A 21,026-nucleotide genomic window follows, 5' to 3' on the forward strand; every position below is an offset into this window, starting at 1 on the left:
ATCTTAAATTAACCTTAAAAATAGGCGCTTATTAGATAAAAATCAAGTTTAATTTAAGATGCCATCGTAAATTAAACTTGATTTTAACGCTATGCAGCTTAAGTTGCACTGCCCCAACGTTGGAATAAATCCTGTGGCAGTTCGATTGCAAACTGATCTAACAGACGGTTGATGCTTTGGTTAATCAGGTCGTCGAGGGTTTGCGGCTGGTGGTAAAAAGCCGGCATTAGCGGCGTAATCTGCGCGCCGATTTCCGCAGCTTGGGTCATCAGGCGCAAATGCCCTAAATGTAGCGGCGTTTCGCGTACGCAGAGATGCAGCGGTTTGCGCTCTTTCAAGCAAACATCTGCGGCGCGGCTGATCAAGTCGTCACTGTAACAATGGGCGATTGCCGACAACGTTTTGATCGAGCACGGTACAACCGCCATACCCAAAGTGCGGTATGAACCGGAGGAAATCGCAGCACCGATATCGCGAATATCATAATTAACGCTCGCCAGCGACCGCACTTGCGCAATGCTGTAATCCGTTTCCATGGCAATGGTTTGGCGCGCAGCATTGCTGATAATCAAGTGGGTCTCAATTTCCGTTTGTTGCAACACTTGCAATAAACGAATGCCATAAATAGCGCCGGAAGCACCGCTGATGGCAACGATTAAGCGCTTTTTTTTCGACTCGGCGATCATCTTTCGTTGTGCATTTCCAGATTGGTTGCGTCTTTTGACTGATCTTGCTTAGCCTTGTCGTTACGGGCGAAAGCAATATTATCCAAATAGGCTTTGGATATATCGCCGGTAATGTATTCGCCGGTAAATACCGAGGCGTCGAAATGTCGGATCGACGGATTTTCTTGTCTTACCGATTCGGTTAAATCGTTCAAATCCTGAAAAATCAAGCGATCAACGCCGATCAATTCGGCGATTTGTTCCACACTGCGGCCATAGGCGATTAACTCGTCGGCAGTCGGCATATCAATCCCGTACACGTTCGGATAACGGATTTCCGGCGCGGCGGAGGCAAAATAGACTTTTTTCGCGCCGGCATGGCGTGCCATTTCCACAATTTGTTCCGATGTAGTACCGCGTACAATCGAATCGTCTACTAACAACACATTTTTCCCTTTGAATTCGGAAGAAATGGTATTCAGTTTGCGCCGCACCGAATTTTTACGCTGCTCCTGCCCCGGCATAATAAAGGTTCGGCCGACATAGCGGTTTTTTACATAGCCTTGGCGATACGGTACGCCCAGTTCATGGGCGATGCGCAAGGCAATATCGTTTGACGTTTCCGGAATCGGAATAACGACATCAATATCCAAATCTTTCCATTCGCGTGCGATTTTTTTACCTAGCCGCTCGCCCATATGCACCCGTGCCGCATACACCGACACGCCGTCAATACAAGAATCCGGGCGGGCAAAATAGACATATTCAAAAATACACGGGCACAAATCCGGGCTGGCCGCGCACTGTTCGGAATAAAAGTTCCCGCTGAAATCGACATAAATCGCTTCCCCCGGCTTTAAATCGCGTACAAATTCAAAGCCGATGGTATCTAGCGCCACGCTCTCAGAAGCAAACCCATATTCGACAAAACCGTTGTCCAGCACGCGTTTGCCCAACACCAGCGGACGAATGCCGTACGGATCGCGAAAGGCGACCATGCCGAATCCGATAATCATCGCCACACAAGCGTAAGCACCGCTGATGTCGGCGTGCGTTTTTTTAATCGCGGTAAAAATATCCGCAGCTTGCAGATTGATCTCTTCGCTTTGATCGAGATGATAGGCAAGAATATTTAATAAGGCTTCGGAATCGGAATTGGTGTTAACGTGGCGGCGGGCTAAAGTGAAAAGTTTTTGTTTGAGTTCATCGGAATTGGTCAGGTTGCCGTTATGGACAAGGGTTAAACCGTAGGGCGAGTTGACATAAAACGGTTGCGCTTCGGAAACGCTGGAACTGCCGGCGGTTGGATAACGCACATGGCCGATGCCCGAATTTCCCTGCAACCGCAACATGTGAATTTGCTGGAAAGTATCGCTGACCAAACCGTTCGCCTTGCGCAGGCGGAAACGGTTTTCATCGTCAATCGTCACAATCCCTGCGGCATCTTGTCCACGGTGCTGCAACACGGTCAAACCGTCGTAAATTGCCTGATTAACAGGGGTCTGCCCAATAATTCCAATGATTCCACACATCGTTGTCTTGTCCTCAGGGTTAATAAATTAGCGGTTAAAACTTGGGTGTTAAAAATGAAGAATTTTGCTGTAATTGATGGAAAAACCATTCTACCACAAAACCAAAGTGCGGTATCAGTTTTGAGTTTTTCCACATTTCCGATTGGTCAAAATTGGTAAAGGTATCGACACAAAACAGTAAAGCGGCAACAATCAGCACGCCGCGCAATACGCCGAAACAAGCGCCCAATACGCGATCCGTGCCGGTCAAACCGGTTTTATCAACCAATTGTCCGATAATGTAATTAACGATGGCGCCGACAATCAAACTACAAATAAATAGAATGGCGACGGCAACACCGATACGGATATTCTCCGATTCGATCTGCGTCAGCATACCGGCAAGATAAGGATAAAAGCGACTGGCGATGAAAAAAGCGGCAACCCAGCTGACCAACGACATCACTTCTCTCACAAAACCGCGTAACAGGCTGACAATTAAGGAAAAAATAATAATGCCGATAATGATGTAATCTATCATGTAACAACTCTAGGAAAAAACAGGAAATTAGCCGTAACTGCTATTAAGGGTGTCATTGTACAAAAAAAGCCTGCGCTTGCGTAGTAAAATTTTTGAACAAAACTGACAAACCAGCGCTTTCTTGCGCGATAAACACGCGGGGATACTCGAACTCAATATAATTCTTTGCTATAATTTTTAAACAATTTTTTAACACAGGATTCTGCTTTTGATAGAACAAGCCCTTTTCCGTGACGCCATGGCGCATTTGGCCTCGGCAGTCAGCATTTTAACCTCCGGCGGTGCAGCCGGCACGATCGGACTCACGGTTTCTTCGGTCACCTCGGTAACGGATACGCCTGCTACGCTTTTGGTCTGCATTAATCAAGGCAGCGAAGTGCATGATATTATCAAACAAAATGGCAAGGTGACGGTGAATATCCTCAATGCGCAGCAACAGGATTTAGCCCTGCATTTTGCTGCGTTGGCAGACAGTACAATGGCGGAAAGATTGGCTTGGGATATGTGGCAAGAGGGGGAAAACGGCGTACCGCACCTGCAAGACGCGCTGGTAAATTTGCAAGGTCGGATCGTGGCTGATCATCAAGTCGGCACTCACAGCGTCTTTTTTGTCGAAATTGATGCGGTACGCATTCAATCCGGTGAAGCCCTGCTCTATTTCAACCGCACTTTTAAAGCGGTGGCGCTATAGTTCGTCCCAGAAATCAGCTGATAAATGTTGATCGGCTTTTTTCAGCAATACCGCCAAATCCATAAAAGTGGGATGCTCACTCAAGTGGATTGGAACAGCCTGCTTTTGCAGCTGTGTGCCGATTTTACGGTAAGCCTGCTGCGACATGTCCGGTAGCGGTCGGCGCGAACGCTTGCCCAACCACCATAATCCCTGCAACGGAAAACTCAACGCGAAAAGTGCGGTCAGCACTGCCGCTGCCAACGCCATTTGATTGCCCGGCAACGCCAACTGTTGCCAGACTATCGCTAACACCGCAATTGCCGGCATCGCTTTTTGTGCAAAGCGGACACTGCGGATAATCCGGTTTTCCGGAAAAATCATGCCTAATTTCGCCTGTTGCGGCCAAGTGTCCAGATAGGTTTGCCCTTGTTTAAATATCATTAAAAAATCCATTTTTTCTCTGCCGTTGCCTGATTATCCGTATAAAAATTATGTTTTGCACCGATTTCTCTCGAATTGCAATTTATTTTATTCTATCAAAAGTGTATCCTATAACGGATAATTTTCTGCGCCTTGGGCGCCTTTCTTAAATCAACATGAAATAGGTTAAATATTATGTCACAAAAATTAATCCTGGTTCTAAACTGCGGTAGCTCCTCGTTGAAATTTGCTATTTTAGATCCTCAATCCGGTGATGAGAAACTGTCCGGTCTGGCAGAAGCCTTTAATCTGGAAGATGCTCGCATCAAATGGAAATTGAATGGTGAAAAAGGCAATGCGGATCTGGGCGCCGGTGCGGCACACAGTGAAGCGTTGGACTTTATCGTTAATCAAATTTTACCGCAAGGCGAAGGATTAAAAGAAAGTATTGTGGCGATCGGACACCGTATCGTACACGGTGGCGAAAGATTTACCCAGTCCGTATTGATCAATGACGAGGTGATCGAAGGCATTCGTGATGCCGTACAATTCGCGCCGTTACACAATCCAGCGCATTTGATCGGAATTGAAGAAGCCTTTAAAGCGTTTCCTGAATTAAAAGCAAACAACGTGGCGGTATTTGACACCGCTTTCCACCAAACCATGCCGGAAGAAGCGTTTCTGTACGCCCTGCCGTATTCACTGTATAAAGAACACGGCGTACGCCGTTACGGTGCGCACGGTACCAGCCACTACTATGTTAGCCGTGAAGTGGCGAAAGAGTTGAATGTGCCGACGGATAAAGTGAATGTGATTACCTGTCACTTGGGCAACGGCGGTTCGGTGGCGGCGATTCGTCACGGCGAATGTATCGACACCTCAATGGGCTTGACCCCGTTAGAAGGTTTGGTGATGGGAACCCGTTCCGGTGACATCGATCCGGCGATTATTTTCTATATGTACAACACGTTGGGCATGAAAATGGAAGAAATCGAAACCACATTGACCAAAAAATCCGGTTTGTTGGGCTTGACCGAAGTGACCAGCGATTGCCGCTATGCGGAAGACAACTATGACAGCAAAGCAGACGCAAAACGCGCTATTGATGTGTACAGCTACCGTTTGGCCAAATACATCGGTTCTTATATGGCGGTGATCGGTGAGCGTTTGGACGCCATCGTCTTTACCGGCGGTATCGGCGAAAACTCCGCCCATATCCGCGAATTAACCTTGGCACATCTGAAATTGTTCGGATATGAATTAGATAACGACCGCAATCTGGCGGCACGTTTCGGTAAATCCGGCAAAATCACCAGCGACAATTCGCCGTTAGCCTTGGTTATTCCAACCAACGAAGAACTGGTTATCGCACAAGATACGGCTCGTCTGGCTGTAAACTAAGATTCTCCACTGCCGGCCAAGTCGGCAGTTTTTTATTATTCAACTTTCGTTTATTCCATATACAAAAGGCTTGATTATGTCTCGTACCATTATTTTAATTCCCGTCAGTGCCGGTGTCGGTCTGACCAGCGTCAGCTTGGGACTGGTTCACGCACTGGAACAAAAAGGCGCTAAAATCGCATTTATGAAACCTATCTCGCAACCAAGCAGTGGCGAAGATAAAATTGACCGCACTACCTCTATTCTGCGCAGCAGCACCGCACTGGATAGCGGCGAACCGATTATGCTGAGCGAAGCGGAATCCCTGATTGGACAAAACCAATCAGACGTTCTGCTAGAAAAAATCGTTGCCCAGCATCAACAACTCAGCGCCAAAAACGAACTGGTTATTGTGGAAGGTTTGATCCCGACCAGCAAAAGTACTTATGCCTCCAGCGTAAACTATGAAATCGCACAAGCGCTTGATGCGGAAATTATTTTGGTCGCCGCACCCGGCACCGATACCCCAAGCCAGCTGATCGAACGTCTGGAAGCGGTTGCCAGTGATTTCGGCGGTCGCAGCAATCCGAATTTACTCGGTGTTGTGATCAACAAATTCAATGCTCCGGTTGACCAAAGCGGTCGTACCCGTCCGGATTTAAGTGAGATTTTCCAATCGTTCCAAGAGAACGAAAGCACCATCAACGAAGTGCGCCATCTGTTCTCGAAAAGCCCGCTAACCCTGATTGCCAGCATTCCATGGAACGCCGAATTGATCGCCACCCGTGCGATTGACATTGCCAAACATTTGAATGCGCATATTATTTACGAAGGCGAAATCAAAACCCGTCGTATTCACGGGATCACTTTCTGCGCACGCAATCTGCCGAATATGGTGGAACATTTCCGTGCCGGCAGCTTGTTGGTAACGTCGGCAGACCGTCCCGATGTTTTGGTTGCGGCAAGTTTGGCGGCGATGAACGGCGTGAAAATTGGTGCTTTGGTTTTAACCGGCGGTTACAAAATCGACACCCAAATCAGCAAACTGTGCCAACAAGCCTTTGAAACCGGTTTGCCGGTGGTCCGCGTTGAAGGCAATACTTGGCAAACCTCACTGAATCTGCAAAGTTTCAATCTGGAAGTGCCGCCGGACGATGCGGAACGTATCGAAACCATCAAACAGTTCACCAGTGCGCAATATAATCCGCAATTTATCGACAGTTTGGTCGGTTCTTCTTCCCGTTTACGCCGCTTGTCGCCGCCGGCATTCCGTTACCAGTTAACCGAATTGGCGCGCAGTGCCAAAAAACGCATTGTTCTGCCTGAAGGTGACGAGCCGCGTACCGTAAAAGCCGCGGCAATCTGTGCCGAACGCGGTATCGCCGAATGTATCCTGCTTGCCAGCCCGGAAGAGGTTTCGCGCGTAGCCGAATCGCAAGGCGTACAATTAGGCAAAGGCATTACCATTATCGATCCGAAAATGGTGCGTCAAAATTATGTCGCCCGTTTAGTTGAACTGCGCAAAAACAAAGGCATGACCGAAATCGTTGCCAGCGAGCAACTGCATGATAATGTCGTGTTGGGCACGATGATGTTGGAAGCCGGCGAAGTCGACGGTCTGGTATCCGGAGCGGTGCACACCACAGCCAACACCATTCGTCCGCCGATGCAAATCATCAAAACCGCACCGGGCAACTCGATTGTGTCTTCCATTTTCTTTATGCTGTTGCCTGATCAAGTGCTGGTTTATGGTGACTGTGCGGTTAATCCGGATCCGACGGCGGAGCAATTGTCTGAAATTGCAATTCAGTCTGCCGATTCCGCCAAAGCCTTTGGCATCGATCCGAAAGTCGCGATGATCTCCTACTCTACCGGTTCTTCCGGTCAAGGTTCCGATGTGGATAAAGTGCGGGAAGCCACCCGTTTGGCGCAAGAAAAACGCCCTGATTTGATTATCGACGGTCCGTTACAATACGACGCAGCCGTCATGGAAGATGTGGCGCGTTCCAAAGCACCAAACTCCCCTGTTGCCGGTAAAGCCACCGTGTTTATCTTCCCTGATTTGAACACAGGTAACACCACTTATAAAGCGGTACAGCGTTCCGCCGATTTGGTGTCTATCGGTCCGATGTTGCAGGGAATGCGCAAGCCGGTTAACGATTTGTCACGCGGTGCGTTGGTCGATGATATTGTTTACACCATTGCCCTGACGGCGATTCAGGCGACGCAATAATATTGGCAAATACCGCACTTTTAGCTCATATTTCAAAACGTGAACGGAAAGTGCGGTTCATAACACAAAAAAAATCTCACTTCATTCCAGCAGTGAGATTTTTTTATGCCGTTAAGAAACGCGTTAAGCAATCACTTGCGGCAAATAGCCGACATCAATTAAAAACGGGATAACGATAATTAAAATGCCCAACAGCAAGGCGATCAACAATGCCAAGTTTCCGCCCCAAACCCGATACGGTAAATTCGGCGACAAACGGCGTGCTTTCCACGCCAAGCCGACCGGCAATACCAGTCCGTAAAACGCAAACATAATACCGGCGTAGCCCAAGGCCATAATAAAACCTTCCGGATAAAACAGGGCGAACACCAATGGCGGCAGGAAGGTGAGTACCCCCAACGATACACGGTTCGACCGCACTTTTACCCGATTTAACAGATCTTTCAAACAATCAAACAGGCTCAATGATACCCCTAAAAATGAGGTGATCAGCGCCAATGAAGAAAATCCGCGCACAGCTTCGCTCAACAACTGGCTACCGGTAATTTCGCGTGTGGCGTTAACCAAGCCGTTTAGGGTCGGATCTTGCTGTAGAATCTGCAAAAACTGGCTTTGGCTTAAGACCCCGTGCGTTGACAATTGCCACAAGAGATAAGCAATCAACGGAATCCCCGTGCCAACCATCACCGCAATTTTCAGCCGCTTGATATCGCCTTCCAAATATTTAACGATACTCGGAATCACCACATGGAAGCCAAACGAAGTGAAAAACACCGGTGCCGCCGACAAAACCAAGGCGTTATTGATCGGCATTGCCATCAGATTGTCAACCGACACTCGTGGCAACATCATAAACAACACAAATAGAAATACCGCAATTTTACTGAAGAAAAACAATCGGTTGACCGCATCAACACTAGACGTGCCGATAATAATGAAAACCCCTAGCACCACGGTAAACAAAATAATACTGATTTGGGTTGTAGTGACGCTATCACCGACCAAAGGCAATAAGCCGCTGATGAGCGATCCTCCGCCGGTGACGTAAGCCGACAAAATCGCATACATAAAAATCAGCAGGGAAAAAGTTGATAAAATCCGCCCCCAACGGCCGAAATATTGCTCAGCCAACGAAGCCAATCCCGCATCAATATAAGCCGTTTGATAAACCTCGATAAACAACAATGCGCTGAAAGACAACAACAGCCAAAGAATCAGCAACAGCGAAACGGTAAAAGTAAACCCCATGCTGGCAGACGTGATCGGCATGGCGAGCATGCCTGCGCCGATGGTCGTGCCGGCAACTAACAAAGTACTGCCTAACGTTTTATTTTTCACAATAATGTCTCAAATTTCGGATTATAAAAAAAAAGTGCCCATAAAATGGGCACTACTCGGAAAGCAAATATATGGCTATTGAAATAGCACTTTTTATTGTGGCGGTAAGATACTCGAATCTTGAATGAAGTGCAAGTATCATCACAATTAAATAGTCATTTTGTGATTTTGCGCAAGATTTTTAGATGATATTGAATATTTTTTAATAAATCTTAGCGACTAAAACGCTAAAAACCCTGCGGCTGCAATTTTTTTGCCGACTGTTGGGTCAATATCGGACACGCTACTACTGAATTAAATTGCTGCATTTTTTGAGGTAGAACAAATATTCAAGAAAATCCGCTTGAAATAAATTCTGATCGGCTCATAATTTGTCCACTCTACCATGATAAAGGTTCTCATTTTTATTCGTGTTGCTAATATGTTAAAAATTATTAAATATTTATTACTGACCGCACTTTTCTCCGTCAGTCTGAATCTGAGCGCGGTCGAAACTGACGGCGATAACCGCTATCGCGCCTATATCGCCGATATCGAACAACGCTTGGATAACACCTTGGCGTATTATCAAAACGGCGAGCTCAATCAGGCGAAAAGTGCGGTACAAATGGCGTATTTCGAGGTGTTCGAGAATTTGGAAGGCCCGATTCGGATCAATATTTCCGCACAAAAAAGCTACCAGCTGGAAGCCACTTTCGGCGAAATCCGCAAGATGATCACCCAAAATCAGCCGCAGTCGGTGATCGCAGAAAAAATTGAGTGGTTGAAAAATGAGTTGAATCAACTGGAATCGGTGTTGACCGACGGACACCGCCTCACCGCCGAAGGGCAACACGGCGCGTATCAAAACAGTGAGATTGCACCTTATTGGCAACAAAGTTTTCAGATTATCGACGACCTGCTGGCGCAAGCGATCAGCGCCTACCAAGAGGGCGATTTGGACAGCGCCAAGCAGTTGATTCAACAGGCGCAATATGACGGCTACAAAAATTCCGAAATGGAAATGGCGATTCGGCAAAACCGCTCTTCCACCCAGTCCTCCGCCCTCAACCAACAATTTTACGATCTGATCAAAGCGGCGCAACAGGCGGAAAACCTGACCCAGCTAGGCTATTTAACCACCCAATTGTTACAAGACATTGAAGATCAACTGCCGAACCTGCCGACCACCAAGCAGGCACAACAAGCCCAGCCAATGCAAGCCGCCGAGCCGCAAAGCGACAGTTCGCAAAATTGGCAACAGGTCGCCGCCGAGGTTAATCAAGGCATTCAGCAAGCGCTTCAACTTTATCAACAAGGCAAGCGTGACGAGGCGATTATGGCGGTGCAGGACACCTATTTCGACGTGTTCGAAAGTTCCGGCATGGAAAGCAGCATCGGCTCGCGCGACAGCAATTTGAAAACCACGCTGGAGGGCTTTTTCACCCGTCTGGTCGGACAAATGAAAGCGCAGCAATCGCCGGAGCAACTGCAACAACAAGCGGATGGCTTGGCGCAACAGTTGCAAAGTGCGGTCAGTTTATTAAGCCAAAACAGCGGCGGCGCTTGGGATATTTTCTTCTACAGCCTGCTGATTATCCTGCGTGAAGGTTTGGAAGCCTTGCTGATTGTGGCGGCGATTGTGGCGTATTTGGTAAAAAACCATCATCAGGACAAGCTGCCGGTGATCCGCCAATCGGTGGTTATCGCCCTTGTCGCCAGTGTGATCACCGCATTTATCTTCCAATTGCTGTTTGAAAATTCCGGCGCAAACCGTGAATTATTGGAAGGCATCACCATGATTTTCGCCGTGGTTATGCTGTTTATGATGAGTTATTGGCTGCTGTCGAAAGTGGAGGCGCAAAACTGGAAACGCTACCTTGAAGGCAAACTCTCCACCGCCCTGACCACCGGCTCGTTGATCGGGTTATGGCTCACCAGTTTTCTAGCGGTTTATCGCGAAGGAGCGGAAACCGTGTTGTTTTACTACGCCTTAGTGGGCGATATCCAATCCGCCGACGGCTATGTCTATCTGTTCGGCGGCTTTGCGATTGGCGTGGTGTTACTGTTGGTTGTCTATTTGATTATGCGTTTTACCGTAGTCAAACTGCCGTTAAAACCGTTCTTTATGTTGACGGGCAGCTTTATGTATCTGATGGCGTTTGTCTTTGCCGGCAAAAGCGTGTTGGAACTGATTGAGGGAAAACTGGTTCAACCGACCTTGCTGGACGGCTTCCCTGAAATTTCTTGGCTGGGAATTTATCCGTATCTCGAAACCTTAATTCCGCAAGCCGTTTTAATCTTGGCGGCGATTTTCGCCCTGTTGTATATGAAAATCAGCGCTAAAAAACAGGCATTACACGCTATTTAATCCTAAACTTTTAAGAGGTATTTTATGAATTTCAAAAAAACATTGCTCACCGCCACTCTCGTCGCCGGTCTCTTCTCCGCCACCTCGGCGCTGGCGTTCAAAGAGTATCCGGCAGGCGAACCGGTCACCATGAACGAAATGGAAATCGCAGCGGTTTATTTGCAGCCGATCGATATGGAACCGCGCGGCATGGGTTTACCGGCAGCGAAATCGGATATCCATCTGGAAGCGGATATTCATGCGATCGAAGGCAATAAAAACGGCTTCGGCGCTGGCGAATGGATGCCGTATCTGACCATTAATTATACCTTGGAAAATCTGGATACCGGTGAAAAACAACAAGGCACGTTTATGCCGATGGTTGCCGGCGACGGCCCGCACTACGGTGCCAACATCAAAATGATGGGCGTGGGCAACTATAAAGTGACTTACCACATCGAGCCGCCGTCAAAAGCCGGTCTGCACCGCCACACCGATGATGAAACCGGTGTCGGCCGCTGGTGGAAACCGTTTGATGCGGCGTTTGAATTTAAATATACCGGTTTGAATTGATCCGAAATCGGTCATTACCACTCTGCTTTGCCGGTGTTTTGCGCGCTTTTCAGGGTGGTAATTTTATCTTTTTAAATCTTATTTATTCCAATCTGAATAGGATTTAAAAACATAAAAGGTTGTTGCAATGAATTACTTTTTCACCTCGGTTTTACAATTATTGCTGCCGTTCGGCATACTCAGCGGTTTGTTGTGGGCAAAACAGCGAACCGTGCCGGACAAAGCGCTGTTTTGGCTCTCTCTGACCGCACTTTGCGGCGGCTTTGTCCTATGGCAACTGTTCACCGTCAACCAAAGCCTGAAACTGATATTGTCAATCGGTTATGTGTCGGTATTACTGTTCAGCCTGCTTAGCGCTTGGCTGAATCGGCGGCAACTGCTCTACCTTGCGCAAGCCCTGTTGCTGCTGTTCGCCGGTATTTTCTGGGCGCAAAATCCGAATTTGAGCGCAATCACCTCCACCGAGATCATCAACACCGATTTTATCCTCAATCTGTTTGCCATTGCGACCGCACTTTTGCTCTGTCTGTTGTGTGCCAACTGGATTGTCAGTCTGTTACGGCAAAGCGCATTGGCTTATTCCGCTTCTTGGCAGTTGCGGCTGGTAGCTATATTGCTGTTGGTCGTTTGGCTGTTGTTACCGCTCAGCGGGCAAATTTTGCTGTCGCTGATTAAATTGCAATTGATCGAACTGGATAAAACCCTGCTCAGTTTTGTTGCCAAAAGCCTGAATTTGACCATTTGGAATAATTATCTGCTGGCGGGCATGCTTATCGCAATCAGCCTGCTGTTTTTGGTTTGCGTGCAACGTCCGCGCCAACGTGCGCTGGCACAGCAAACCGATTTAATCGAAAAACGGCAAAAAACCGCACTTTACCGCCAAGCGCGCCGCATTACGCTGTCCGGCTTGCTGTTGGCGCTGATGGTGATCGCCGCACAGTTGTATTGGGATAAAATCGCTTCGCAGCCGCCGCGCCTGTCGCAAGCTACGCCGGTGACATTGTCACAAGACGGACAAGTACATATCGACATCAAACAGGTCAGCGACGGCAAATTACACCGCTTCGTTTGGATTTCCGACGAAGGCAAAGCCGTGCGTTTCTTTATTATCAACCGGTTAAGCGATCGTGTCAGCTTGGGCGTGGTGTTTGACGCCTGCCTGCTGTGCGGCGATCAGGGTTATGTGATGCAAGGCAATCAGGTGATCTGCGTGGCTTGCGGCGTGCATATGTTTATTCCGTCGATCGGCAAACCGGGCGGCTGCAATCCGGTACCGATTAATGATTGGCAGCAAACCGATACACAAGTGATTATCAGCAAGCAAAGTTTAGAAGAAGGATTGAATTATTTTTCGACTATCGTCAAATTAGAAGTTATCGATCCGGTGGACGGCAGCAAGCTGCTCAATACCGACGCCAAATTTAAATACAGCTACGCCGGCAAAACCTACTTTTTTGCTTCGGAACAGAACCTCAATCGCTTGCGTGACGATCCTGAACGCTACCTTTCTCCACAAAGTCAAGCGCCACAAAGTCAAGCGCCACAAAACCAAGTGCCGCAAAGTCGATTGACGGAGGAATAAGTTATGCTGTTACGCATGTTGTTACAATCGTGGAAAAACGGGTTACGGCGCAAGTTTTTGGCGATTTTCACCATTTTTCTCGCCGCCGGTTTAATCTCCGCCCTGCTGGCGGTGTCGATTGATATCGGCGATAAAATGGCAAAAGAGCTGAAATCCTATGGCGCTAATATTTTGATTGAACCTGCCGCCCAAGCCGCGCTGCCGCAAGTCGATCAGGCGCGGGAAACGCTGTTGCAGGGGCAGGATTTTTTAGACGAAAAAGAGCTGCCAAACATTAAAGATATTTTTTGGGGCAATAATATCGTCGGCTTTGCGCCGCAATTGAATGCGCCTTTTGAGCTGATTAGCCGCAACGGGCACGCGCTGCAACAGGATATCAGTGTGCTGGGCACGTTTTTTGACTATCCGATCGGCATTCCGGACGATCCGGATTATCACACCGGACAGAAAATCATCAGCCCGTATTGGCAGGTGGACGGCGAATGGGTTGATGACAGTGTCAAACATCGCCATAACCGTGATAACGCGCAAAGTGCGGTTGCGCCGCAAGCGCTGGTCGGTCGCCAACTGGCGGCAAGTGCCGATATCCATATCGGGGATCGGTTGCAATTACGTCCGTTCACTGACTCTACCACAGAGATGACCGCACTTTTAGAGGTGACGGTAAGCGGAATTCTGTCGAGCGGCGGCAATGAAGAAAATCAAGTGATCGTGCCGCTGCACGCCCTGCAAAACAGTTTGAACCTCCACGGCAAGGTGCAGTCGGTACGGGTTTCGGCGTTGACCGTGCCGGAAAACGATCTGTCGCGCAAAGCGCGGGAAAATCTGGAAGCGTTGGACGCCGAAGAGTATGACCGCTGGTATTGCACCGCCTATGTTTCGTCAATCGCCCACCAGCTGGAAGAAGCGGTATCCGGCGCAGTGGTGCGCCCGATTTGGCAGGTCGCCGCTTCCGAAGGCGTGGTGATTGAAAAAATCCAGTTGCTGTTGGCGGTCGTCACGTTGGCGGCACTGCTGGCCTCCGCGATGGGAATCGCCTCGCTGATGACCAGCAACATTATCGAACGCAGCAAAGAGATAGGCTTGATGAAAGCGCTAGGTGCACATCAACGGCAAATCAATCTGCTGTTTTATTGCGAAGCCGGTTTAAGCGGCGTTATCGGCGGGTTATTCGGTTGCCTTGCCGGTTGGGGTTTGGCTGGTTTTATCGGCGATGCGTTGTTCGGACAACCGCTCTCTTTTGCTTGGATTGTAGTGCCGTGCGTGCTGTTTTTGTCGGTGATGATTGCGATTATCGGCACTTGGTTTCCGGCGCACCGCATTGCCAAACTCTACCCGATCGAGGTGTTGTATGGGCGTTAATATGTTCTGGCGTTTGGTGTTCCGTGCGTTGCGCTTGCGCCTGCAACGGGTCGCGATTATTTTTGCCGCCCTGACCGTCGGTGCGGCAATTGTCACTGCGATGTCGGCGGTCTATTTTGATATCAATACCAAAATGAGCCAAGAATTACGCACTTTCGGCGCCAATTTTTATATTGGCTCGAAACATCAAACCACGCTGTCACAACAGCCGTTTCAGCAAATTCTGGCACAAGCGTCGACCGGTTTGCTAAATGCCGCCGGCCCTTATTTATACGGCGTGACCCGCAGTGAATTGGAGAAGATTGCGATTATGGGCGTGTGGTACGACGCCATGCCGACCCTTGCGCCCTATTGGCAAATCCGCGGACAACAAATCGGGGTGAATTTCGATCAGCGCAACGTGATGATCGGCAAAACCTTAGCCGAGCGGCTGCATTTAACACTCGGCGATGAAATCACCTTAAGCAACGAGCAGCAGCAAAAACGCAGCTTCAAAATTAAAGCGATCGTGGAAGCCGGTGATGCCACCGACAATATGTTGATCGTCAATCTGGAATTTGCGCAGACATGGCTGAACAAGCCTGAGCAAATCAGTTATGCGCTGTTAAGCGTGAAAAATGAACAGGGACAGGTGGAGCAATTCGCCGAACAGCTGCGCCGCCAATATCCCGATTTGGAAATTCGCCCGATTCGTAAGGTTTCCGCTTCCGAAGGGCAGATTCTGGATAAAATCAAAGGCTTAATGGGCTTGATTTCGTTGGTGATTTTGATTTTGGCGACCCTGTGCGTCAACACCACTTTAATTGCGATTATCGCTGAGCGTGCCAAAGAGTTCGCACTGCAAAAAGCACTCGGCGCCAAACGCGGCGATATCATCAAACAAATCACCACCGAAACCCTGCTAATCGCCCTGTTCGCCACACTTGCTGGCTTGATTTTAGGCTATATTTTGGCGCAGGTGTTGGGGATCGCAGTGTTTAAATCCAGCATTGATCTGCGCTTGCCGGTGATTCCGATCACGCTGCTGCTCTCGCTGATCGTGGCGATGATTGCGGTGATCGTGCCGACCCGACGGGCGTTACAAATTGAAACCGCCAACGTATTGAAAGGTGAATAATGACAGAGCAAAAATGGGTGATCGAAACCCGACATTTGGTTAAACGTTTCGGACAGGTGACCGCACTTGACGATATCAATATTCAAATCGCCGCCGGCGAATTCGTTGCGATTATGGGTGCTTCCGGTTCCGGCAAAACCACACTGATGAATATTTTGACCTGTTTGGACACCGCCAGCGACGGCAAAGTGATTTTAGACGGTGTAGACGCCGCCAAGCTGAACGAAGAGCAACGGCAGCGTTTTCGTGCCGAAAAAATCGGTTTGGTGTTCCAACAATTCCATTTGATTCCCTACCTGACCGCACTTGAAAACGTGATGTTGGCGCAACATTATCACAGCGTCACCGACGAAGCGTCGGCGAAAGCAGTGTTATGCCAAGTCGGATTAGAACAGCGGATTCACCACCTGCCAAGCCAACTGTCCGGCGGCGAACAGCAACGGGTGTGTATCGCCCGTGCGTTGGTCAACCGTCCGCCGGTGATTTTTGCCGACGAACCGACCGGCAATCTGGACGAAACCAACGAACGTTTGATCCTGCAACTGTTGACCGAACTGAACCGACAAGGGCGCACCATCGTGATGGTCACGCACAATCCGGAATTGGGCAAACTGGCACACCGCACCATCTTCTTGCAACACGGCAAATTTTTGCGCGAAGAAAAACATGAATCGAGGACAAATTGATGAAAACGTTGTTGAAAACCGCCTTGTTTGCGCTAACCTGCCTGTTTCTGACCGCCTGCGAAGAGCAACAAGCCACCGTCGGCAAAAAAGCGCCGCAACTGGCGACCTTTAATTTGAGCGGCGAAGCGGTGAAACTGGAAAATGTGGTGCAACAAAAACCGCTGTTTATCACCTTTTGGTCGGAAAACTGCGGCGGCTGCATTGCCGAAATGCTGGAATTACAGCGCTTGCAGCAAGCTCATCCGGATAAACTGGATTTTCTGGCGATCAATATCGACGGTAAAAACGCCGATACTGCCACCGTCGCCAAACAACGTGGCATTACTCTACCGGTGGTGAAAGATCAGCTCGGTATCACCGCCGAACGTTACCAAGTGATCGGCACGCCAACCTCGTTTCTGATCGCTACCAACGGCGTGTTACAACAACGCATGGAAGGCTTCGATCACGAACAGGTTAATGCGCTGTTTGAATAATATGCGGACGGCTTACTTATTCTGTACTAAAATAGCGGCATTATTTAGTTAACAACAGGATTTTCAACATGCGGTTTCATTTTTTCCCCTCCTTATGCGCCATTACCCTCGCCTTGCTGACGGCACAAAGTGCGGTCGCCGAGGCGGATATCGCCAAAGGCAAACGCCAATATCAACAGCTATGCGCCATGTGCCACGGCCGCAACGCAGAAAAACAGGCATTTGACACCTCGGCGGTGATTGCAGGCATGGCAGAAAGTGACATTGTCACAGCGTTAGAGAAACGCAAAAACGGTGAAATCGAAGGCGCAGGCAACACGGTTAAAGCACGCCTAAGCGAGCAAGATAGGCAAAATTTAGCGGCTTATATTGCAACGCTGGGGGAATGAATTATGCAAAAAATCGGCATTATCGGCGGTATGAGCCCTGAAAGCACCCTGCTCTACTATTCGCAGATCAATCGCGGGGTTAATCAGGCGTTAGGCAAAAACCACAGTGCCGATTTGCTGCTGCACAGTGTTGATTTTGAGACCATTGTGCAATTACAGAAAAACAATGATTGGCAACAAGCCGGTGAATTGTTGGCGCAAAGTGCGGTTATGTTAGAAAAAATGGGGGCACAAGCGTTACTGCTCGCCACCAACACCATGCACAAAGTCGCTGATCAGATCCAAGCAGCTTGCCAAATTCCGCTGCTACACATCATCGACAGCACCGCACTTGCCATTCAGCAAGCCGGACTGAATAAAATCGCCTTGCTCGGCACACGCTTCACCATGAGCGATGGTTTTTATCGTGATCGGATTGAAAAATTCAGTATTGAATTGGTGACCCCAAACGCTGAACAACAACACGAAATCCACCGCATTATTTTTGATGAACTGTGTCTAAATCAAGTCAACCGTACTTCGCGTGACTATTATCTCAATGTGATCAACGATCTGAAAGCCCAAGGTGCGCAAGGCGTGATTCTTGGCTGTACCGAAATCTGCCTGCTGATCAATGCAGAAAACGCCCCCCTGCCGACGTTCGACAGCACTGCGCTGCATACCCAAGCCGCCGTTAAGTTTATTCTGCGCCGATAAAATGCACATGTGATCGAGTGCGAAAGTGCGGTTTAACCGCATTAAAAATTCCGTTGCCGAGTGACATACGCCAATAGCCACACGGCAATGGCAAAACCGGTCGCAATGATATACACGCTGTTATATCCCCACAGATTAGCGATGCGCAGCGCAAAAAAATTGGCGGGATAAACCCCGAGCAGCACCGCACTGTATTGCAAAGCGGTATCCAGCGTCACAAAGTGCGGTTCGGCTTTATCCATCAACAAGGTTAATACGATCGGCAGCATAAAACTGTAAGCCAGACTCAGCAGGATAATCGGTAGCGCAATCCATTCCGACTGCCATTCCAGCAGATTATCACTGTAAACAAAGCCGAATACCAGCGCAATTTGGATCAACAAAATCCAATTGACCATCTGAAAACGGCTGTATTTTTGCAGTAAATAACCGGACAGCGGCACAACGACAATACAAACCAACGGCACAATGATCGCAAGCAGCAAGCCGATATTTTGCGGCTGCCACCCCATTTCGCTTAAACGCGGAATAAAGGTCGTCGCCACCAAAGCGCAGGGAATGCAGGAAAGAAATAGCAAACAAAACCAGCTGAAGCCGGAGTTAGGCCGTTGCCAAAAAGTAAACAAGCGTTTAAACAGCATAGGTAAACCCATCGCGTCCGCTTTGGCGACCGGCATTTCGGCTTCGCGATAACACAGCAGCTGTAGCGCCAGCAGCGATGACAGCCCGACCATTAAACTGATCGCCGCATTCCACCCGAAATGCTGATAACAATATAGCGCCAAACCACCGCCGACCATTCTTCCCAAGCGTGCGCCCGCCACTTGGATTGCGCCGCCGTAACCGCGTTTTTTAAACGGCAGCAGGCGGCAAGTCAGTCCCAATACCGCACAACTGAAAATCAGGCTCATCAAGCAGAAAACCGCGCAAATGATCAGTAAAAACAGAATATCCCGTTGCGGATCAATAAAATAAAAACCGATAAAGCCGAACAGCATCGCCAAATTGGAAATAAACAACCAGCTTTTAAATTGACCGAACGATTTAAATGAAAAACGCTCGATTAGCGGCGAAATGAGAAAAGCCGCCGCTTCGATCATTGCCAACATATAAATCCAGCTTAATTGGTTTAGCGTAAAACCCTGATCTTTCAGCATGGTGACCAGCGCAATCATATAGAACCCGATTATCGTGGTTTTAAAGGTTGCCAGGCTGATTAAAAGCGCCCAATCCTGCCAAAACAGTTTTTTCTCCGACATCAACTCTCGTTCCATCTGATTAGTCCTGCCCGATCATTTGCTGATAATGCCAAAATTCGGCATAGCGTCCGTTAATTTGTAACAATTGGCGGTGTGTTCCCTGTTCGCTAATCTGTCCGTTGTGCAACACTGAAATTTGATGCGCGCCGACCACGGTGGATAAACGGTGGGCAATCACCAAAATGGTTCTGTTTTTCACCAACGCGTCCAATGCTTTTTGCACCGCCAATTCATTATGCGTATCCAGCGCCGCCGTCGGTTCGTCCAAAATCAAAATCGGAGCATCTTTCAAAATCGCCCGCGCAATCGCCAAACGCTGTTTTTCACCGCCGGACAGATTGCTGCCGATATCGGCAATCGGCGTCTGGTATGCCTGCGGCAAACGTTGGATAAAATCGTGGCATTGCGCTTGTTTGGCGGCGGCGATCACGGTTGCGTCATCAGCGTCCGGTTTTGCCATGCGGATATTGTTTAAAATCGTATCCTGAAACAGATAAACATCTTGAAATACCACCGAAATCATGCTCATTAATTGTGATTGGCTCAATCGGCGGATATCAATGCCGCCAATCGTAATCGTGCCGCTGTCGGGATCGGCATAGCGCAGCAAAAGACGCAGCAAGGTGGTTTTGCCACAACCGCTAGTGCCGACGAATGCGTTGAAACTGTTCGGCGCAATCTGCAAATTAATTTTTTGCAACACCGGTTTTTGCTGATTCGGATACGCAAAGCTGACATTGTGGTAAACAATGGCATAGTTGTCCGGCATAACTGCACTTTCACTTTCCTCAAGTTCCGGCAGCTGCATAACGGCTTCCAGTTTTTCGCAACTGATGACGAAAATTTCCAGCAGTGACGTCATCTGCACAAAGAAATTCAAGACATCGGCGGCGCGGGCGATCATCACCATCACCGTTGCCAGCAGCAGCCAGCTTGCACTGCCGTTGCCGGTCCAAATCAAGCCGAAAATCAGAATAATCAACAGGCTGATTTGGACGGTTGAGGTGATAATCAAATTGGGCATTTCGCCTTTTTTGGTGCCGATCCGTTGAATCGCCGCCACATCTTGCGCCACCTGATCAAAACGGCTGATTTTATCATGCAGTTGCGCGGTCGATTTCAGCACCTCCAAGCCCTGAATAAACTCCACCGCTTCGCCTTTTAAGCGTTCATTGGCTTCCGCCAGAATGCTGAAACCGCGCCGAAACGCCTTGCGCCGCCATAAATACAAGGGAATCGTCAACGGAAAGATAATCAAAATAATCATGCCGAAGCGCCAGTCGAAAAATAACAAAGCAAGTGCGGTCGCCAGCGGAATGGTCACGGCATAAATAATGGTGGTCATTAACGTAAAAGCATAGGCGGCGGCTTCATTGACGCTCTGCACCAACACCGAGTTCAATTCTCCCGAGCGGAAGTTGCTCAGTATCGCCAGCGGTACTTTGCGTAATTTATCCCCCAAACGTGAGCGCAACTGATAGACCGCCAAATTGGCATAACCTTTGGTATCGTAGCCGTCGGCAAAAACCCGCAAGCCGATACTCAACGCCAATAATAACAGCACCACGCCGGCATGCCATTGAATCTGCGCCGGATTGCCGCTTTCCATTGCACTAAAGAGCGGATATAACATCGCAATACCGATACCGAAAACGAGCGCCGATAGTGCCGACAAAATCAGGCAAACGGTCAATTGCCCTTTCTGACCGCCTGCCATCTGCAATAAGTGACTGTAGGTTAAGTACAGCCCTTTGGTATTTTGTGTCGCTTGATTAAAATAAGTTTGCAACTTCATA

Annotated in this window: 19 protein-coding genes; 12 read left to right on the forward strand and 7 right to left on the reverse strand. The window is 48.7% G+C overall.

Features of this window, described 5'->3' with window-relative positions; translation table 11 throughout:
* Positions 1-98: 98 nt before the first annotated feature.
* Genes B8880_RS09395 through B8880_RS09405 form a run of 3 tightly spaced genes read right to left on the reverse strand, consistent with a single transcriptional unit; the run spans position 99 to position 2,717 of the window.
* Positions 99-686 carry a UbiX family flavin prenyltransferase gene (locus B8880_RS09395; RefSeq protein ID WP_084257355.1) on the reverse strand — a complete coding sequence of 196 codons (588 nt, stop codon included), beginning with the start codon at positions 684-686 and terminating at the stop codon, positions 99-101.
* Positions 683-2,197 (reverse strand): amidophosphoribosyltransferase, encoded by a 1,515-nt coding sequence (gene purF, locus B8880_RS09400; protein WP_084257356.1) that lies wholly within the window; start codon positions 2,195-2,197, stop codon positions 683-685. The genes B8880_RS09395 and purF overlap by 4 nt, the downstream gene beginning before the upstream one ends.
* A 34-nt stretch (positions 2,198-2,231) precedes the next feature.
* Entirely contained in the window at positions 2,232-2,717 is a 486-nt protein-coding gene (locus B8880_RS09405; protein ID WP_084257357.1) for a CvpA family protein, read from the reverse strand.
* Positions 2,718-2,955: 238 nt separating this feature from the next.
* On the opposite strand from B8880_RS09405, the gene B8880_RS09415 reads away from it, so the two are divergent.
* Positions 2,956-3,408 (forward strand): flavin reductase, encoded by a 453-nt coding sequence (locus tag B8880_RS09415; RefSeq protein WP_084257359.1) that lies wholly within the window; start codon positions 2,956-2,958, stop codon positions 3,406-3,408.
* Here the strand turns inward: B8880_RS09415 and yfbV are convergent.
* Positions 3,403-3,843: a terminus macrodomain insulation protein YfbV gene (gene yfbV, locus B8880_RS09420; RefSeq protein WP_084257360.1), complete on the reverse strand. Its 441-nt coding sequence runs from the start codon at positions 3,841-3,843 to the stop codon at positions 3,403-3,405. The genes B8880_RS09415 and yfbV overlap by 6 nt on opposite strands.
* A 162-nt stretch (positions 3,844-4,005) precedes the next feature.
* On the opposite strand from yfbV, the gene B8880_RS09425 reads away from it, so the two are divergent.
* Positions 4,006-5,211 (forward strand): acetate kinase, encoded by a 1,206-nt coding sequence (locus B8880_RS09425; RefSeq protein WP_084257361.1) that lies wholly within the window; start codon positions 4,006-4,008, stop codon positions 5,209-5,211.
* A gap of 76 nt (positions 5,212-5,287) precedes the next feature.
* Entirely contained in the window at positions 5,288-7,423 is a 2,136-nt protein-coding gene (pta, locus tag B8880_RS09430) for a phosphate acetyltransferase (protein ID WP_084257362.1), read from the forward strand.
* A 123-nt stretch (positions 7,424-7,546) separates the two neighbouring features.
* Here the strand turns inward: pta and B8880_RS09435 are convergent, their stop codons facing one another.
* Positions 7,547-8,761, reverse strand: a complete 1,215-nt coding sequence (locus B8880_RS09435; protein ID WP_084257363.1) for an aromatic amino acid transport family protein — start codon at positions 8,759-8,761, stop codon at positions 7,547-7,549.
* A gap of 421 nt (positions 8,762-9,182) precedes the next feature.
* Here B8880_RS09435 and B8880_RS09440 point away from each other — a divergent pair, with 421 nt between their 5' ends.
* The 9 genes from B8880_RS09440 to B8880_RS09480 all read left to right on the forward strand — a co-directional run bounded on the left by B8880_RS09440 (position 9,183) and on the right by B8880_RS09480 (position 17,971).
* Positions 9,183-11,111, forward strand: coding sequence for an FTR1 family iron permease (locus B8880_RS09440; protein WP_084257364.1), 1,929 nt, complete (start codon positions 9,183-9,185; stop codon positions 11,109-11,111).
* 24 nt (positions 11,112-11,135) lie between these two features.
* Entirely contained in the window at positions 11,136-11,663 is a 528-nt protein-coding gene (locus B8880_RS09445; protein WP_084257365.1) for an iron transporter, read from the forward strand.
* Positions 11,664-11,790: 127 nt separating this feature from the next.
* Complete coding sequence (locus tag B8880_RS09450) at positions 11,791-13,245, forward strand: Fe-S-containing protein (protein ID WP_084257366.1); 1,455 nt, start codon at positions 11,791-11,793, stop codon at positions 13,243-13,245.
* A gap of 3 nt (positions 13,246-13,248) precedes the next feature.
* Positions 13,249-14,607 carry an ABC transporter permease gene (locus B8880_RS09455; RefSeq protein ID WP_084257367.1) on the forward strand — a complete coding sequence of 453 codons (1,359 nt, stop codon included), beginning with the start codon at positions 13,249-13,251 and terminating at the stop codon, positions 14,605-14,607.
* Position 14,608: 1 nt separating this feature from the next.
* A complete protein-coding gene (locus B8880_RS09460; RefSeq protein WP_115306457.1) occupies positions 14,609-15,724 on the forward strand; it encodes an ABC transporter permease in 1,116 nt (371 codons plus the stop codon).
* Positions 15,724-16,410: an ABC transporter ATP-binding protein gene (locus tag B8880_RS09465; RefSeq protein ID WP_084257369.1), complete on the forward strand. Its 687-nt coding sequence runs from the start codon at positions 15,724-15,726 to the stop codon at positions 16,408-16,410. Before B8880_RS09460 ends, B8880_RS09465 begins: the two co-directional genes overlap by 1 nt.
* On the forward strand, positions 16,410-16,886 hold the full coding sequence (locus tag B8880_RS09470; RefSeq protein WP_084257370.1) for a TlpA family protein disulfide reductase: 477 nt from the start codon (positions 16,410-16,412) through the stop codon (positions 16,884-16,886). The genes B8880_RS09465 and B8880_RS09470 overlap by 1 nt, the downstream gene beginning before the upstream one ends.
* Before the next feature lie 68 nt (positions 16,887-16,954).
* Positions 16,955-17,275, forward strand: a complete 321-nt coding sequence (locus tag B8880_RS09475) for a c-type cytochrome (protein WP_084257371.1) — start codon at positions 16,955-16,957, stop codon at positions 17,273-17,275.
* A gap of 3 nt (positions 17,276-17,278) precedes the next feature.
* Positions 17,279-17,971 (forward strand): aspartate/glutamate racemase family protein, encoded by a 693-nt coding sequence (locus tag B8880_RS09480; protein ID WP_084257372.1) that lies wholly within the window; start codon positions 17,279-17,281, stop codon positions 17,969-17,971.
* 41 nt (positions 17,972-18,012) lie between these two features.
* Here B8880_RS09480 and B8880_RS09485 read toward each other — a convergent pair whose 3' ends face one another.
* Together B8880_RS09485 and B8880_RS09490 are read right to left on the reverse strand one after the other, a co-directional pair.
* Positions 18,013-19,245 carry an MFS transporter gene (locus B8880_RS09485; protein ID WP_084257373.1) on the reverse strand — a complete coding sequence of 411 codons (1,233 nt, stop codon included), beginning with the start codon at positions 19,243-19,245 and terminating at the stop codon, positions 18,013-18,015.
* A gap of 4 nt (positions 19,246-19,249) precedes the next feature.
* The gene (locus B8880_RS09490; RefSeq protein WP_244165625.1) at positions 19,250-21,025 is read right to left on the reverse strand and encodes an ABC transporter ATP-binding protein; all 1,776 of its coding nucleotides are present in this window, start codon (positions 21,023-21,025) and stop codon (positions 19,250-19,252) included.
* Between the last annotated feature and the right edge of the window lies 1 nt (position 21,026).

The sequence above is a fragment of the Pasteurella testudinis DSM 23072 genome, assembly GCF_900176075.1.
In the GTDB taxonomy this organism is placed as follows: domain Bacteria; phylum Pseudomonadota; class Gammaproteobacteria; order Enterobacterales; family Pasteurellaceae; genus Chelonobacter; species Chelonobacter testudinis.